Source organism: Pseudoalteromonas sp. SCSIO 43088 (assembly GCF_023650795.1).
In the GTDB taxonomy this organism is placed as follows: domain Bacteria; phylum Pseudomonadota; class Gammaproteobacteria; order Enterobacterales; family Alteromonadaceae; genus Pseudoalteromonas; species Pseudoalteromonas shioyasakiensis.
This window is the reverse complement of record NZ_CP072675.1, coordinates 2,918,185-2,935,777: the sequence shown is the minus strand read 5'-3', so window position 1 is coordinate 2,935,777 and position 17,593 is coordinate 2,918,185. Positions and strand designations below refer to the sequence as shown.

Genomic DNA, 17,593 nt, shown 5'->3' with positions numbered 1-17,593 from the left:
GTTGCTGCTTATTAGGCATTTTTCACCCATTCGTAGAAAGTTTTAAACGATTTATCTCTAGCAGCCAATTCATCTAGGTTTATATCATTTAAAAGCTCATGCAACTTAAGGCTTCTTTTTTCACCTCGATACTTTCGAATAAATTCTCTGCTATCTACTACGCCCAGCCATGCTTCAATTGAAGGCTCGGGAATAGAGTACTTCCAACTATCTAATTCCACGCCTCGCTTCAGCATCTCCAACGTTCTATCATATTCGTTATCCGAATCAGTGATAATTAATACTGGGGCTTTGGAAAGAATATTTGAGCTTGCGTTCGCGACTCTTGGGATAGTCATTTTTCCCATTGCTACAATAATATTTACTTTCTTTGAAAGTCCAAATTGATTAAGAATCCTAGTTACAAGTATTGATATCAGTTCACGATCAGTATTACCTTCACAGACAACAACCAAATCAGACGTTAAATCAAAGTTTGCTTCCTGCTTTAGCAGGAGTGAAGACGTATTGTCGTATGTAAATGAGTCAATAGTAGTATGACCATCTTTAGAAACCTGCTCTACTTCACTTGAGTGATATACAACACCTTGTTCTGCGGCAATCCTCAACTTTGATTTCAAAATGCTTTTAAATCCCCTTTCGCCGAGAATAGCAGAATCAATATCTTCTTTACCGAATAAAACTATATTAAGGGACTTGCCTAATGTAAGAGCATCTACAGCATCTTTTGAATACCCTGACATTGAAATGAATATTCCCAAGGTCCCAAACAGCTTACCATCAACCTTTCCTTTAAACTGATATATTGAAGATGCTGGTAGAGGGTCTTTATGCCACTTGGCTTCTAGCAAAAAAACACTTCCATCCAAGAAAAATGAACCATCAATTTGCTCACCTTCAGTCTTGTAACCAGAACGAGGCTCTAAACCATCAGCCTGCAAACATGCATTCAATATATTTTCAAAAGCAAATCCTCTCATTCTGAACCATGACTTATCAGCATCGTCAGGAACAATGTTCCATTTTTTATATTCTTCTTTAAATTCCATTAAGGACTCTTTATCGTCAGCAATTGATACCTAACAACTTATTAGCAAGACCTTGTAAGGTAGGAGGCCAAGCATGTATAGACGCACTAATAAGACTCAAATAAATTACCGTAAATCATACAATAAAGTAAATATTGTCTCGGCACAATGCGAACAAAGTGATACCGCAGTTCAGCGTATTCCCGAGCTACGTAGAGTGATTGAAATTACCGATTATGACAAGGGTGTAGCCACTACACGAAGATTAGAGCTATACAAAACCAACCGTATTGACTGCTATAGAGTCGTAGTTGATGGCAAGCTTTGGAAGGAACGTATTGGATAGAGCAACATTCTTGCTGGCATTAGGAAAGCACTACCAAGATTAGCTAAGAAGTGAGTGTCCGTGCTTCGCTCAAAGCCTCTATTAGAGCATTTAGGTTAACTCATATTGGGGCAGATATGAGTTACGCTTGAAGGGCTGCTATTGGACAAAATCGTCCATTAGTTCCTAATCACAAGTATTCAAAAGATTTCCTATAAATTACATTCATTAACTAATAACTGACTTATAGAGTCAGACTCTTTTGATAGGTGTAGGAGCTCATTATCCCTCGAAGAGGCTGTTGAATCGTTAAGTTTTGAGCTAGAAAGAATGTTCTCGATTTCTAAATAGTTAGATGAGAATTTCTGGCAAAATTCAGTTATCTTCGCGTTATCCAATTCTCCGATATCTTTCTTGTTCCTCATGTATAACTTATAGTTCTCCGTTACAACCTCTAAAGCTGCATGATCATAGCGAATGGTCGCGATTACTTCATTTTCTTCGATTGTATAGTCAACAATACTTACAGATAAAGGGGTTCTAGGGATTTTCCCCTCTAAAGTAACATAAATCGCCATACTCACCATATTTAAAGGCATACAAAGGTGGGTTACTTCTCCAAAGTATGGCAAATTATGAGGTTAACTACCCCTTAAACTTAACGTAATTCCTATGGCTATAAAAAACGAACTCTCAATTCTTACCAAAGCTGAGCAGCTTGATCTATATTCTCCGCCGCTATTATCACTTGAACAGCAACGATTGTATTTTACGCCAAACGAGATCGAGTTAACAGAGTCGAAAAGTATTCGCCTAAGGAACCACCGATGTTATTTCATTGCTTTATTAGGGTATTTTAAGTCTAAGCCTGTCATTCTTTCACCTAGCTTTAACCTCATCTTTGACGATATGCAGTTTATTTCAACGCAAGTTCAAGGAGGCAAAGGGATCAGGCCTTTCAGCATAAATAAGATGCAACGTGACCGTATATATCAAAGAATACTGAGGTTATTAAACTATCAGAAATGGGACGAAAGTCTGCACTTTGCGCCGCTGTACGAACATCTTGTTATGGTCGGCAAAGCTTGGCTTGAGCCTCGTTATCTATTCGATGCAGCCGCTGAATATCTAGCAACGCATAGAATTGCCATCCCTAAATATACTGTCTTACAAAAGCTTATCAGTCGTGTTATCCAACAGGTCAAGAAGGCGTTAAATAATAAGCTTCGTATTCATGTTTCATCTGAACTACACGAATTTCTAAATACTATTATCGATGACAAAGATGGGCTCTCCTTAAGCCAGCTTCGAGCAGGTGCAAAAAGCGTTATGGTGACAGAGCTAAAAAAAGAACTGATTGTTTATCATCAGTTACAGCCTTATACAAGACAGATTGATGATGCTGTTAAGGACTTAGCCTTATCGTCTAAAAACCAACAACACTTCGGTGAAATGGTGGATTATTATGGCAGTAAACTAAAACGCTTTAAGCGTCCACAGCAACACCTATGGTTGCTGTGTTTTCTGACTCAACGCATACGGCAAAGCCTAGAGCGATTGGCTGATGGGTTTATTCATCATATCCGTAAACAACAAGAAGCTGCGCATGCGTTTGCCCAACAGGCAGTGTTTGACTCATGGAGGTCAGCTGCAGACAATGTCACCAAAGCCGCAGAATTACTGCATCTGTTTGTTGATGACAGTATCGACGATAATCAACCATTTGCAACGGTTAGGCAACAAGCATTAAGTGTAATGAATAACCAAGATATAGAAACGCTATGCCTGTACTTAAAAAAGCAAAAACGCACGGTAGAAGAATATCAATGGCAATATTATGATGATCAAAACGGGTTAATTGAGCAGTTATTAAGGCCCGTGTTTCTATGTCTTGAATGCCAAGCAGGTAAAGGCTCAGAAGCATTAGTGACCCAGCTCAAAACCACAAAAACAGAACTATTAGCAGGTAATACATTGCAAACAATGGATAGTACACTTATCCAACAAAAACATCGTCCATGGTTAATTAACAAGGATGTTGTTCATCCACAGCGATACGAATGGTTGCTTTACCGTCAACTGGCTTCTCGGCTTAATGGTCGAATTTACTTATCAAACGTCACTAAATATCGTGCGCTAGAAGACGACTTAATTGCATCGTCAATACAGCCTGATCTATTGGCATCATCAACATTGGAAAAGCTAAAGCAGCCGATTCAGAAGCTACTGCAAGTAAAACAAATACGCTTAACAACATCCCTAGAAGATGTTGCTCGTCACATTGATAATGGTGATAACCGCAATGTGATCATGAAGAGCCGAAGTGGCACACGATGGCGACTGCCAGTTAAAGGCTCCCAATCACTTGTCAACAACCCTTTCTTTAAACAAATGATCCCCGTCAGTATTGCTGATGTGTTGCGTTATGTTGAACAAGAAACCAACTTTATGCAATGCTTCGCACACGTGCTGCCAATACAAAAACAAGTAGGCGCCAATCAGGATGATTTATTGGCTATTCTAATTGCGAATGCGACACATCGCGGCGTATATGGGATGGCACAAATATCTGATCGCAGTTATGAGCATCTAAGCACTATACAAGCTAATTATATTAGGCCTGAAACCTTGCAAGAGGCTAGTGATATCATCAATAACGCAGTAGCGGCACTCCCTATTTTCCGCCACTATCACATCCAAGAAGACGTCCTGCACGCCAGTACCGATGGGCAAAAATTTGAAACTCACCTTGAGACTTTTAAAACTCGCTACTCCTCGAAATACTTCGGCACCAACAAAGGTATTACGGCCATGACGTTAGTTGCCAATCATAGTGCGTTAAATGCCCGTATCATAGGATCTAATGAGCATGAGTCCCATTATATTTACGACTTACTACAATCTAATACTAGTGATCTTAAGCCAGATGTCCTCTCAACCGACATATATGGACGCTCCCTTGAAGTCAAGACGAGCTAATGTATAAACATCAAAATTGATGCCTTTATTTTATTATCATGTATCTCATATCACAGTAATGATGCGTCACAAGCTTGCTGAAAAGCAAAGGTACTGACATATATTCGAGCTATGGTGTCATGGTTATCATGCGCCATGCTCCTAATGAGCTTCGTACCAAGGGACCTAAAAAATATTCACCCAAACGAGATTTAATCTCGTGTCTTTATCTGGTTAACCTTGGTTAGCGTGCGCTTTTTGTTTCATTATAAGTGAAGTACATACAGGATAAGCGTATGTTACGACTTAAGTGCCCAAACACCCACTCAGGTTTTAAAACCTATGTCATAACCAGGCTGTCTTAAGTCGTAAACTCGGGTGTGATTGGTGTGTAAAATACGCATAATTAAGCATCCTTTTGTGTATTCTGCACATACTGAGGAGAGTAGAGAGTTTGCTTGGTCAGCAATATCCACATCAGTCGAGCCAATCTGTGTGCGGTGGCGACCACCACACAATTAAAGTGTTTTTTCTCGCGCAACTGGTTTATCCACTGGCTTAGCGCATCTGTTTTATGGTGGCTTCTGGCGATAAGGGCGCGAGCACCGTGAATAAGTTGTTTTCGCAGGTAACTGTTACCTCGCTTAGTAATACCAGACATTTTACTTTTATCGCCTGACGCGTATTGTTTTGGAGTTAATCCTAGCCAGACGCCCAGCTCTTTTGCATTTTTAAATGCCTGACCGTTCCCGATTGACGCTGCATAGGCCGAGGCATTGAGTACACCCACGCCAGGAATAGAGTGAAGTATTTTAGCGTTTGTATCCCGTTCAACGTGTGCAGTAAGCATCGCTTCAATGGCTTTAATGCGTTTAACAAGGGTTTTGTACTCAGTGTAAATATCACTCACCATTATGCGCAGCTGAGGGCGAAGCTCAGAATCACTTTCTAAGGCAATTATCCCTTGCTCTAATGCCTTCATACCGACAGGAAATACATACCCAAAATCGACCAATAAACCGCGTAACTGGTTGGTTGCAGCAATCCTGTTTTGCAGAAGTCGCTCACGTATCTTATGGAGCATGAGTATTTCTTGCTGAGCTTCGGTTTTAATAGGAACGAATTTAATATGAGGGCGTAAGCTTGCTTCATAGATAGCAAGGGCATCGTTACTGTCGTTTTTATTACCGCGAACAAAGGGGGTAACGTGTTGTGCAGGGATAAGGTCAACGGTATGACCGTAAGACGAAAATACTCTTCCCCAGTAGTGGGAAGAATAACAGGCTTCCATCACCACGCGGCACGGAGGGGTATTCGCCATGAAGGCGTTGAGTTTAGCTCTGTTTAAACGTTTATTGCATTCTCTTTTATAGTTAGAATTAAAGCCAGCGACTTGGAATACATTTTTTGCCAAATCAATTGATAATGTGCTAATTTTCATGACGGACGTTCCCTTTTAACTGAGTGTGAGTTAACCAGTTTGGCGCATTGACGCCGTTTAGGGGAGCGTCCATCTCATCACCCATGGTGTTAATCATGTTAATTATGCCTTATTGGATTTATGCGGTTATAGTTTTGCGCCTAGGTATGCTCAGTTCACCAGTGTGATCAATGACCTATTTAACGTAACTGAAAGCGACGACGGAAACACGCATCTGGCGCTGAAAAAGCCGATAAAAATGAATGTGATTGAAGAAGGCTGGCAGGATATTCAGCGTATTGTGTTATCCCTTCAAGAAAAACGCACAACACAGGCATTGCTAGTACGCAAATTATCTGGTTATCCATCTAGACACCCTATATTACAAGCATTAACGGAATATAATAGGCTCATCAAAGCCCAATATTTACTTGATTATATTGATGATGCAAGTCTGCGCCAATATGTTCAACGAGCACTGAACCGAGGCGAAGCCTGGCATTTCCTCAGGCGAGCTATTGCATCGGTCAATCGTGACCAGTTCCGTGGAAAAAACGAATCAGAAATAGTCGTCTGGAACGAGTGTGCCCGTTTGACGGCAAATGCTATTATCTACTTTAACTCGATGATCCTAAGTCATCTATTACTGCACTTTGAAGAAGTTGGTGACGAGGAAAAAGCAGCAATAACTCGACAAGTATCACCCGTTGCATGGCAGAACATTAATCTGAGCGGCACTTATCAGTTCGCTAGTAACCGCAAACTACCTGATTTACAGGAAATAACTAGGCCTATTGTTGAAAATGAAGTCTAAAATGAAAGGTAACCCAGCTCCACAAGCCATTAACTGCGAGGGTTGTGGCGATTTATGTTACTTTAGAGGGGAAAATCCCTAGAACCCCAACTTGCCTGTTGATGATGAAGATAGCCTCCTCCATTTGCAAGGTGCTTCCGTCAGCTATCGCATAGCGATGGGTCCTCAACAAGGGCAAAAGGTGTTTACACTACATACACTCCCTGCAAGCAGTGACGGTGAATATGGTCAGTTGGCTAACACCTCCGGCTTTTCCTTACATGCAGGGGTCTTCGCTAATGCCGATGAGCCAGATAAGTTAGAAAGGTTATGCCGCTACATCAGTCGCCCAGCTATTAGTGAGCAACGTTTAAGTATGACTGACCATGGAAAGGTGCGCTATGAATTGAAGACGCCTTATAGAGATGGTACTACACACGTGTTCTTTGACCCTATCGACTTTATTGGCAAACTAGCCGCTCTCATTCCGCCGCCAAGACTTAACCTCACCCGATTTTTCGGCGTATTCGCCCCTAACAGCAATCTTCGTGCACAAGTCACTGCATCACAACGCGGTAAGAACAGCCCTAGACTCGTCAATATAGAGGACGGACATTCGGATAAACCTTACCATGCGCGAGCTATGACGTGGGCCCAGCGCTTAAGGCGAGTATTCAATATTGACATCACTGAATGCGAAAAATGTGAAAAACACAATGTAAGCATCATCGCTTGCATAATAGATATCCACATTATTCAAAAAATACTGAAGCATTTAGATAAAAAGTACCCAACTTCTAAACAAACAAAACTGTTGCCACATTTGCGTGCGCCACCTGATGAACAATACGGAAACGATTTCACTATTCAACGTGACTTCAATTTTGGGGCGTAGGCTCCATTTACTGTTGCAAGAGTAAAGAAAAACACTAGTAAATGGTGGGGCTATTCGCGCTTCAATTCCTCATGTCCTTTACCAAAGGCCTGTCTACGCATGAAATGCTAAACTAACACGCCATAAAACACTCCCACAATTCGATATTTCAACAAACCAATCTAGTCATAAAGACAGCTGTCACAGGGGGTAGCAAATAGCTTTAATCCGCCTTATACTCAAAATGAACTGCGCTGTTATCAACAATCATTAAATCGGGGTAACCATCTTTTAATTGTCGGTAGTTTTTTGCCATATTTTTTAAATGGCTTAATAGCGCATTTATCGGGCTGTTTAAAATAAGCATCTCTAATGGCTTTAATACATCTTTGTGCCATCTAAATAAGCCATTTGGTTGCTCATAATACTTCGCTGCATAGTTACACACTAAACGCAGCAATTTTTGGGTACTATTACACGCAGCCAGCCGCGCTTCTATTTGTGAGGATTGATTTAAATAAAATGTATCTGTTTTTAAGGCTTGCGGGTAAATATCAAACTCATTGCAGGGTGGGGTTGGGGTTTCAATAAAAAGTTCCTGCCAAAAAACCAGCGCAAATAAGCTTTGCCACAAGGTATTCTCAGTATAAAAAACGTGTTTACCTTGGCGAGTGTAGTGATCACTTACACCTAACTCAACATCGCCACGGTAAAGTTCATCAACTTCTATAATACAGCGTGTACTGGCTAACATTTCACTAAGCCGTGAGCGTGTTTGCTTGTTAAATTTGCGCATTAAAAAGTCATCCGCAAAGTACAGTAACTCATCGGTGAGTGGATTTTCTATAATTTTCTCAAGTTGCACCTTTACCCATTCTTTATTGCCTAAACGGTATTGCTCTCTTATTTGAATTTCTAGTGCGTGCGCATCGTCTTCGCAAGCATTAAGTACATCAAACGCAAGTGTTGGGTTAGTTGCTTTTAGTTGCTTATAAAGTATAACCAGTAACTTGTTTTTTAACTCTTGTGCAATAACCCCCAACGCTACTTCATTTATTAGCTGCTTTGCTAGTACCTCTCTTTCATTGTCATCTTTTGTATTTTTAAGCGTTAGTCGCAAACGGTTTAATGCATAGTTAGACTGCGCTTCCTCAATTGAGTCAAAGCGCGACAAGCTTTCACTATGCTCTTGCCTAACAGGTGTTACGCCTAAATCTCGCAGTACAAATCGATTTTGATGATTAATATCGCCTGCACTGAGCCTGCCGATATATAAAAATTCAAAATACTCGTAATACTCTTCTCTATTATTTATCACGTACTGATTATATAAGTGTGCAAGACACTCTGGCTTAGATTCAAAGAATGAACTAGCTATTTCAACTAAGTTACTTTTAGCAGCGCTTTTTTTAAATAATGGTGGTTGTTCTTGCTTTTCTAGCAGCTCTATTAAGGCCGGTTTTGTTAGGTGACTTAGCCCGAATTCAGATAATAAGTGCACCACTCATGGTTAATTGGGGATAGACGAACAACTGCCTGTTGGTGGTATTCTTAAGTCGCCAAACAAAAAGAGTATCACCATGAGTTACAAGCAGTTGATCGAAGGACAAAGATATCAGATAGAGGCCTACTTGCGCGAGGGTTTCAGTTATCGGGAAATAGGAAAGCGATTATGTGTCAGTCACAGCACCATCAGCCGGGAAGTTCGACGCAATCGCTTGAGAGACAGTCATTATTTGCCTGAATTGGCGCAGAGTAAAACGAGACGGCGGCGATGTCAGGCTGCTAAATATCAAGTGCCTGCACTCACCATTGGGTTTGTTGAGTACGGTCTCTCTCAGAAATGGAGTCCTGAGCAGATTGCTGGTGTGGGTAAAATTGTTGGTTACCCAGTCAGCCATGAGTGGATTTACGGCTACGTTCAACGAGACAAATCAGTGGGTGGCAAACTGTACAAACAGCTGCGACAAGGCCGCCGTAAGTACCGTAAAGGCAGCCGAGCGAAACGCGTTATCATTCCAAACCGCGTTGGAATTGAGTGTCGTCCAGCCATCGTAGATGAGAAAGAACGCTTTGGTGATTGGGAAGTAGATACGGTGCTAGGCAAGCACGGTACAGGTGCCATTGTGAGTTTAGTAGAGCGTAAAAGTAAGTTGTACTTGATACGCAAGGTGCCCGCTAAAAGCGCGGCTGATGTAGGCAGAGCGATGGTGGGTATGCTGTGGCGCTACCGTAGTCATGTGCACACGATAACAGCTGATAATGGCGGAGAATTCTGCGGTCATGAACAGGTTGCAGAAAAACTAAAAACCGATATCTACTTCGCCAATCCCTACTCATCTTGGGAGCGAGGATTGAACGAGAATTTTAACGGCTTGCTAAGGCAATATATTAAAAAAGGCACCGATTTAAGGACCGTTACAAACGAACAGGTCGCTGACGCGCAACGGGCACTTAACCTGAGGCCAAGAAAATGCCTCGGGTATAGACAACCCTTAGTTGTTTTTAATGAACTACGCAGCGCAGCTTAATTTAGCGAGTGGTGCACTTCGGAGTTGAATTTGCGAGTAGTTGCCTATGATCTTTATTAGAGGGTTCTACAATTAACTTTGCCGCTTTTAATTTAAAAAGTGCTTGGTATGGCGAACTAATTTCTTCGTAGTTTAATGATTGGGTTTGAACTAAATAAGGCTTACGAGAATAAATGCGCGCCAACATACACTGGCTCTGCTCGTCGAGCGTATTTATTTTACTAATAAATGAAATATGCTTTTGCTCGAGTAAATGCATACATTTACTTGTTACAAACTCAATAAGCTCTCTAAAATGCGCTAAATAGTATTTTGCTGGTAATTCTTTTTTCATAACATCGCCACAACTGTATATAAAAACAGTATCTAGCATTTGTGCTTATTATTCAATCTTAAACTTGTAACTAAAACACGCTATAGTGAGTGTATAAAAGTAAATTTATTAAAAATAAAGGACTTACCATGAGCGCGCACCCATACGATGTTTTATCACTCAATAACGGCGCAAATATTATTTTTACGCCTTGCCCTGGTACAAAAACGCAAAACCTAGCGGATTCAATAGCTACATTAAAAGCCGCTGGCACTCACATGCTACTTTCGCTTATGCCGCAAAAGGAGCTTGAAAAAAACAACGTACAAACAATTAATAGTGAGTGCAAAAAGCACGATATAACCTGGTTTCATTTACCTATAAATGACGACGAAGCACCCAGACAGCCTTTTACATCAAGCTGGAACACCCACAAAACAGACATACTACAAGCCATACAGCAAAAACAAACCATTGCCATACATTGCAAAGGCGGCACTGGCCGCACAGGGTTGGTTGCTGCGCTTATTTTAAATTCAGCAGGTTACACAAAGGATGAAGTGTACAGCTTAGTACAAGGTATTCGCCCTAAAGCACTGACTATAGAGCTGCAAAAAGAGTACTTTGAGAATTTTAGCGGGTAATGAAAAACTAACGTAAAACAGCAAAGCTACTAATAGTTAAACGCCCATTAATTGGATCGCAGGCATAACCGTTAGCTGCATTTATATTCCCGGAATGCAATAAGTTGCTTGGATATATAACAACCCGGTTTAACTTTGCCTCTACACTGAAAATTTGCTCAAACAAAGCTGTACTGCCATTTATATAATGTGGGTTTTTGTGAAGCCTTTGCGCCATGGCTTGTTGCTTTATAGCTTGCCTAAATGGCATAAGTCGCTCTTTTGTTATGCGTTCATACCCCAGGGCTTTATGTTTGTAAAATGAAGTACCCCCATGTGTTTCATCACATAAAAAATGCACCATAGCAAGTTGGTTCATATTAGGTGTGTCAAAATGGGGAAGCATCTGTATTGGCCTGAGTTTATCAGGCTCTGTGCATGCAATTGAAAAGGCAGAAAGTATTACATCAAACTCGCTTTTATCTGCCATATTAAAGTGTGAATTAATAATTGGCGACAGTGCTTTTAGCTGCTCTATATAACTAAGCGGTGCTGCTTTTCTTACTCCTGGGTAAAAGTCACTTTCTTGTGCGCAAAATGTTTCTCTGGCGTTTTGAGAAAACACAGCAAAATTAATTAGCGCATCTACATTATTAACAAAATCATCAATAACAATTATTGGGGTTTGCTCTTCCCCAACAGTGTGTATGTGTAACACCATATTTTTGTTAAGTGTAAAATCAATCATCGGCTAAATTAAGCACCGCATTTTTACGCTCTATTAATGGGTATATCTGACCAAGTGAGGTTATTACTGTATAAATGGCAGGTAATAAAGCACTTTGATGTAAAAGCGTAATTTGATCACTATTAAGTTGTGAGAGCTTTTCTTGATTAATAGTGTATAGGCCGTTTAACTTTGTTTTTTTGTTATTTTCAAACGTTACTTCAAGCGATAATGGCTGTAGTAGTTCATACTTTAACAACGCATCAATTAACTTTTTATTGTCTATTTCGCCTTGTAGTAAATGCCCTAAACACTGCTTTATTTGTTTAAAATAGCCACTTTCTTCTGCGCTTTGGGTATAAATTGGTTCTAAATTATTTTCGCTTTGCGCAGAGTTATCAACTACTGCAGGGCTGTTTAAATTAATACACACAGGGTATTGCGTCTGCTGCGAATGCGTATCACCAACAAAAAATGGCTGACGCTGTAACTGAAGCGGTAAATATACGCCCTGCCACTGTGATTGCTGATAAAACAAGTTCTCATGTTGCTCAAAGCCTAATAAAGCATTGAGTGTAAACTCGCCTGTTTCTGAGTTTTTTGCAAAAACTATAGGCTGCTGAACGGCAATTTGGCTAAGCTCCACCATAACTACGGGGATCATATTAAGATTTTTAGCGTGTGATTGTGCTTTTTGTGTATCTATTTTTATATGCTGATGAGCACTTTGCTCTAATGCGACTAAATTTTCCATGCGTGTCTCTTTATTGTTTTTATGTGTAATTTTTTAAGCTAGATAACACTAAAACCATGGTGCTTAATTTTATTAAGCAGCTCTCGGTTACTAGGTAAGTTAGTGACTGCTTGATTTATCATACTCTTATTTTTATCAAACTGACTTTTAGCGAAAACAGTGTCTTTAAGCATATAGGCAGTTGTGCTGTAATCACTTTTAAAGCCCATGCCGTATAAAACATATTGATAACTGGCCGCTGGAAACACCTCATTATTACTTGTAAAGTCGTGATCAGCAGGAGCGCGGTATTGCCACAACTTCATTAGATCTTGTAAGCTTTGAGGAATCGTTTTTGGGTCTCTGTTATCACGCCAAAATGCGTTATCGTCACGGTTTGATAAAATATAATGCAGTTTTAAAAAGTCGATTATTTTTTCCCACCTATAGGTAAATGTCTCGTTAAAGCGTTTGGCGGTAATATCCATAATATCGCGGGTCTGGGGGAGTTGTTCGCTTATCATTTGCGCTGACATTTCTACTAATACCAATGCAGAGGCTTCAAGCGGCTCTAAAAAACCAGCTGAAAGCCCAACCGCAACACAGTTGTTCTGCCAAAAGTGTGAGCGGTGGCCGCTTTTAATAGGGATTTTTCTAATTGTTAACGACTCTATTTTATCGCCAACATACGCTTTGAGATTTTCTCGTGCTTGAGCTTCGCTACTATATTTACTCGAATACACATAACCTACACCACGGCGGTGCTGTAATCCTATATCCCATATCCAACCTGCTTCTTGCGCTGTTGAGATTGTGTGGGATGCAATACACTCATCTTCATTATCATAAGGGACTTGCACTGCTAAGGCGGTATCAATAAATAGCACGTCATCGCACGGCTTAAAAGGAACCTCATAATGCTCGCCTAATAACAATGAAGAAAAGCCGGTGCAATCAACAAATAAATCACCGCTAATTTCACCTTGTTGCTTTGTGGTAACGCTTGCAATATCGCCATTTTTAGCACTATTAACCTGTGTTACATCAGCCAAAATATGTTTAACACCAAGTTCCTGCGTGCAATGTTTTTGTAAAAAAATGGCAAATTTTGCAGAGTCTAAGTGGTAGGCATAGTTGGCTATAGCTGCGTATTCTGGTGTGCGAATAGTTTTAGGGGCAAGTCCTTGCTCACAAATAGCTTCTTGGTAACACACTGCGTTTGAAAAAGACGTTGACTCAGCGGCGTTATTTAACCAGTGGCCAGCCATATCTGTTTTTGAAAAGCCCTGTGGCAAAACTAATGGGTGATAATAAAAATCATCCTCGGAGCCATCCACCCACTTGGCAAATTTTGCTCCTTGCTTAAAGCTTGCTTCACACTCGCGTATAAAATCAGTTTCGCTAATACCAAGTGCTATTAATGTACTGCGCATGGTAGGCCAAGTACCTTCCCCAACACCTATAATTGGTACATTTGGAGACTCAACGAGAACAACATTAAGGCCATCCGGGGTATTACTTTTGTGGTGCGCCGCTAATCGTCCGGCTGTTAGCCAGCCCGCTATACCACCACCAACGACAACCACTGTTTTTATTTTTTTATTTTGCTGGTTCATACTTGTTACCTATAAAGGCATAGTTAAAAAGTGGCTATTACTAAATGTAAAAGCCACTTTATTAATTAAAGTTAAAAACTACCGCGAATACCTAACGCAAAACGTCGTCCGCTATCTTCAACCAACAATAATTGATTAGAAAAACGACCACGCTTGTGCACGTATTCTTCGGTTAAGTTAATACCTTCAAAAAATACCGATACATTTTCGGTAATGTCATAGCTGCCGCTAGCATCAAGTTGTGCGTAATCTTCCACAATTGTCACACCATCACCATTTAGCTGTGTAAGTGACTGTACAAAGCTATCGCGCCAGTTATAGGCTAAACGCGCTTGAAATGGTCCATTCTCATAAAAGCCAACCACATTATAAGAGTCGCTTAAGCCTGTTAATGCAAAAACTTGAGTTATATCTGCAGAGTCTAACTCTGCATCGCTGTCTACAAATGTTGCATTAACCATAAATCCAAAGCCACTATCAAAACTATGTTGTAAGGCGACTTCCCAGCCATCAACAATCGCCGATTCGCTATTATTGGGCAATGTATTAGTGAATACAGCCGTCGAGTCGGCAGCATCAGGGTTGTCTACATCGTTACCTGTAGAGGGGTCAGTTAACAATCCGCCGCCAGACAATTCAAAAGTTAAGTCTTCGGTCGTACTAATAATGAAGTTAGCAACATTTTTTCTAAAGTAACCCGCAGATAAATAACTGGCATCAGCGTAATACCACTCCAACGATAAATCTAAGTTATCAGAGGTAAATGGCTCAAGCGCTGGGTTACCAGAGCTTGATGTTAAATTGCCGCCTTGACGAGTTGTTTCAATAACTGTTACAGGCGACATACTATCGAGCGTTGGCCGTGTAATTGTTTGTGATACCGCAGCACGTGCTATTAGCTCATCGTTTATTTCAAGCTTTACACTAAAGTTAGGTAAAATCGCTTCGTAATCTGAACTTGCTGAGATATTTTCTACAGCGCCAAAGTTAGCGAGCATTTCTGTTTTATCTAGAATGGTTAACGCACTAACCGGCTCATCGGTCCCCTTTACGTTTACATCAGTGCTTTCGTATCTAAAGCCCGCTGTTGCGTATAAAGGCATGCCTGCAAGCTCAGCTTCAAAATCAAACTCAGTATAAAACGAGAACGTATCTTCAGTTATCTCAAACGACTTATTACGTTTAACTGCATCAAAACTAATAGGTTGACCATTCGCTGCAGCTATTTGCTCAAGGTACGCAAAGTTTGCCTCACCATCATGTGCAAGCCATGACGTTGGCATACGACCGCTGCCGCTCACATCAGATAAAAAGTCATCTCCTGCGTCAAATACAAATTGCGCTAAACCATCCATACTTGGGTCATCTGGGTAACCACAAAAAGTACAGTGAATACCAACACCTTCGTTATCCCAACGATCAAGGTTTTTAGTTTCAGTTGAATACATAGCACCAAACTTGACCGAAACTAGGCCTGAGCTACCATCGTTATGCCAAATGCTATCCCAACGAAACTGATCCACGGTATCTTCTACAGCCCAACCACGGCGTAGCATTACATGTGCTCGGCTATTGGCTGTATCTAAATAGTTTGATACGCCATCAGGTGTAACTGCAGGGTTATAAGCAACACCGTCCAGCTCTTGCTGGCCGCTATAAATGTTAGGGTTAGCAGAGGCAAACTCACTCGCATAAGGTAAAATACCGCCATCCACTTCAAATCGAACTCGATTAGCATAGCCAATCAACGATAACTGATCCCCGCCACCATTATTAGCCTCACGCTCAGCTTTTGAGTGGCTTAAATCAAACTTCATATTTAAGTTATCGTTTACATGCCAATCAAAGTTTAAACCTAATGCGCTAGAGTTGGTTAAACGATCAAACTTTTTAGCGTGCATATCGGTGGCAAGGCCTACCTCTTGATATAAATCAACCACAGTGCCATTTTCATCAACAGTTGGCCCTGCAGCGCCGCCAAAGCCTTCTAAGTTTGGCGCTGTAAACCAATGCCCATAAGACGTTGTGTCTGCTTCTACATCAAAATCAGAATAGAGCGCATCAGCAGTGATAACTAAATCATCTGAAGGTGCGTACTGTATTACTAAGTTTGCATTGGTACGTGTACGTGTTTCTGTTGTTACTTTATGATCGTAATTACGCGGCGAAAAAATATTACCGGTGTATGCTTGCCCGCTTTGAGTTTGCGGGTTTGGGACGCCCACGTTTTCTAACCAGCCGTCTACCTGCGCCTGGTTTAAGCGTGTTTCGCGCTCTTGGCGAGAAACAGCGAACAAAACACCCAATGTGTCATCATTAAATGTATTACTAATTAATCCAGAAATTTCAGGTGTGGTTTCTTCGCTATTTTCATCGTAAATACCCTTAACGCTACCTGCCACTTTAAAACCGCTAATCGCAAATGGTCGCGCAGTATTTACATTTACTGTTGAGCCAATACCACCAGATTGCATAGTGGCTGTTGAGGTTTTAAATACATCTAAGCTTTTAACTAGCTCTGATGCAATAGTATCAAAGCTAAACGCACGGCTTTGATTTTCAGAGGCCATTTGGCGACCATTTACAAGCACAGTATTAAACTGCGGGCCAAAACCACGCACCGTAATAAGCTGCCCTTCACCGCCTGAACGGTCTATTGAAACCCCCGTAATTCGCTGTAAAGACTCAGCTAAATTTGTGTCAGGGAATTTACCAATATCTTCTGCTGAAATGGAGTCGACCACGCCGCCCGCTTCTCTTTTGGCATCCATAGCTCGGCCAAGCGAGCCTCTGATCCCGCGTACTTCAATTATTTCTGGTTCTTGTGCTGCTGTCTCTGCCACTGCAGGGAGCGTTGCCATTGTGCTTAGTACAGCTAGTACAGCACTGGACACGCCATTTTTTTTATATTTAGCCATGTTGTCAGTTCTCTCGAAACTTGGGTCTATTAAAATAGATATTTGCCCATCTTCGCTAACATGCGGTTGCAACCCTGTGCCATCGAGTAAAATCTGTAATGCGTTTATTATTGAATACTCGCCAGCAATAGTATTTGTTTGTAACTGCTGAATTTTATCCAGCGGAAAAAGCAAAGTAATATCGGCTTGCTCGGCAAAATTTATTAGCGATAAATCGGCCCTTTGTCTAGGAATATTAAACACTGCTTTATCGTTTACAGGGCTCGCTTTTACCTCGGTGGTGAATAAGCTAAAAACCAGCACATAAATTGGTAAACAAAGCGGCAAATGCACATATTCCTTGTGTATAGTTTTTGGCCATACACTGAATAAAGACGAGTGACTTTTTATTTTCCTCCATAAATATTTTTTATTTTTTTTAAATAAATTATTTTTTTGACTTGCCATGCTAATTTGTTTTTGCCTTGATTATTTTTATTGTTAGCGTTTTTACTTGTATTTTTAAACGATTAAAAATACAGTCCAAATTGCCATTTTTTACTTATTAATTAAAAAGTTAAAGTTTTTAAAATGAATAATCAGTACCTGGTGAGGTATTTGTAATGAAAAAACTGTAGTACACTTCGCCTTTACATTACAAGCTTTATGCCCCGTGCGGTTAATGAACATTAAATTTATAAAATATAATGCTGATTTATTTTTTAAATTTAATGGCGGATTTTTTCTTACCATTC

At 40.6% G+C, this 17,593-nt stretch carries 10 protein-coding genes and 5 pseudogenes; 6 read left to right on the top strand and 9 right to left on the bottom strand.

Going from position 1 to position 17,593, the window contains the following annotated elements; translation table 11 throughout:
- Positions 1-11 precede the first annotated feature (11 nt).
- On the bottom strand, positions 12-1,049 hold the full coding sequence (locus J8Z28_RS13560; protein WP_250659620.1) for a restriction endonuclease: 1,038 nt from the start codon (positions 1,047-1,049) through the stop codon (positions 12-14).
- Between the two features lie 73 nt (positions 1,050-1,122).
- Here J8Z28_RS13560 and J8Z28_RS13555 point away from each other — a divergent pair, with 73 nt between their 5' ends.
- On the top strand, positions 1,123-1,374 hold the full coding sequence (locus tag J8Z28_RS13555; protein ID WP_250659619.1) for a hypothetical protein: 252 nt from the start codon (positions 1,123-1,125) through the stop codon (positions 1,372-1,374).
- Positions 1,375-1,565: 191 nt separating this feature from the next.
- Here J8Z28_RS13555 and J8Z28_RS13550 read toward each other — a convergent pair whose 3' ends face one another.
- Positions 1,566-1,931 (bottom strand): hypothetical protein, encoded by a 366-nt coding sequence (locus J8Z28_RS13550; protein WP_250659618.1) that lies wholly within the window; start codon positions 1,929-1,931, stop codon positions 1,566-1,568.
- Positions 1,932-2,025: 94 nt separating this feature from the next.
- On the opposite strand from J8Z28_RS13550, the pseudogene J8Z28_RS13545 reads away from it, so the two are divergent.
- Positions 2,026-4,305 (top strand): annotated as a pseudogene (locus tag J8Z28_RS13545) (Tn3-like element ISKox2 family transposase); the annotation flags it as partial.
- Between the two features lie 412 nt (positions 4,306-4,717).
- Here J8Z28_RS13545 and J8Z28_RS13540 read toward each other — a convergent pair.
- A complete protein-coding gene (locus tag J8Z28_RS13540; protein ID WP_008113199.1) occupies positions 4,718-5,752 on the bottom strand; it encodes an IS110 family RNA-guided transposase in 1,035 nt (344 codons plus the stop codon).
- Positions 5,753-5,831: 79 nt separating this feature from the next.
- Here J8Z28_RS13540 and J8Z28_RS13535 point away from each other — a divergent pair.
- A pseudogene (locus tag J8Z28_RS13535) lies at positions 5,832-6,545 on the top strand (Tn3 family transposase); the annotation flags it as partial.
- Positions 6,546-6,648: 103 nt separating this feature from the next.
- Positions 6,649-7,419: pseudogene (locus J8Z28_RS13530) on the top strand (transposase); the annotation flags it as partial.
- Between the two features lie 217 nt (positions 7,420-7,636).
- Here J8Z28_RS13530 and J8Z28_RS13525 read toward each other — a convergent pair.
- Positions 7,637-8,875 (bottom strand): annotated as a pseudogene (locus J8Z28_RS13525) (PDDEXK family nuclease); the annotation flags it as partial.
- A gap of 103 nt (positions 8,876-8,978) precedes the next feature.
- Here J8Z28_RS13525 and J8Z28_RS13520 point away from each other — a divergent pair.
- Positions 8,979-9,929: an IS30 family transposase gene (locus J8Z28_RS13520; RefSeq protein WP_039995140.1), complete on the top strand. Its 951-nt coding sequence runs from the start codon at positions 8,979-8,981 to the stop codon at positions 9,927-9,929.
- 22 nt (positions 9,930-9,951) lie between these two features.
- On the opposite strand, the pseudogene J8Z28_RS13515 reads toward J8Z28_RS13520, so the two are convergent.
- Positions 9,952-10,302: pseudogene (locus J8Z28_RS13515) on the bottom strand (exonuclease domain-containing protein); the annotation flags it as partial.
- A gap of 89 nt (positions 10,303-10,391) precedes the next feature.
- On the opposite strand from J8Z28_RS13515, the gene J8Z28_RS13510 reads away from it, so the two are divergent.
- Positions 10,392-10,886, top strand: a complete 495-nt coding sequence (locus tag J8Z28_RS13510) for a phosphatase domain-containing protein (RefSeq protein WP_008129281.1) — start codon at positions 10,392-10,394, stop codon at positions 10,884-10,886.
- A gap of 7 nt (positions 10,887-10,893) precedes the next feature.
- On the opposite strand, the gene J8Z28_RS13505 is transcribed toward J8Z28_RS13510, so the two are convergent.
- The 4 genes from J8Z28_RS13505 to J8Z28_RS13490 form a co-directional block, all read right to left on the bottom strand.
- Positions 10,894-11,613 carry a DUF6445 family protein gene (locus J8Z28_RS13505; protein ID WP_008129280.1) on the bottom strand — a complete coding sequence of 240 codons (720 nt, stop codon included), beginning with the start codon at positions 11,611-11,613 and terminating at the stop codon, positions 10,894-10,896.
- Positions 11,606-12,346 (bottom strand): SapC family protein, encoded by a 741-nt coding sequence (locus J8Z28_RS13500; protein ID WP_008129278.1) that lies wholly within the window; start codon positions 12,344-12,346, stop codon positions 11,606-11,608. Before J8Z28_RS13500 ends, J8Z28_RS13505 begins: the two co-directional genes overlap by 8 nt.
- A 38-nt stretch (positions 12,347-12,384) precedes the next feature.
- Positions 12,385-13,941 (bottom strand): tryptophan halogenase family protein, encoded by a 1,557-nt coding sequence (locus J8Z28_RS13495; RefSeq protein WP_008129276.1) that lies wholly within the window; start codon positions 13,939-13,941, stop codon positions 12,385-12,387.
- Positions 13,942-14,012: 71 nt separating this feature from the next.
- Positions 14,013-17,306 (bottom strand): TonB-dependent receptor, encoded by a 3,294-nt coding sequence (locus tag J8Z28_RS13490; RefSeq protein WP_250659617.1) that lies wholly within the window; start codon positions 17,304-17,306, stop codon positions 14,013-14,015.
- Positions 17,307-17,593 lie beyond the last annotated feature (287 nt).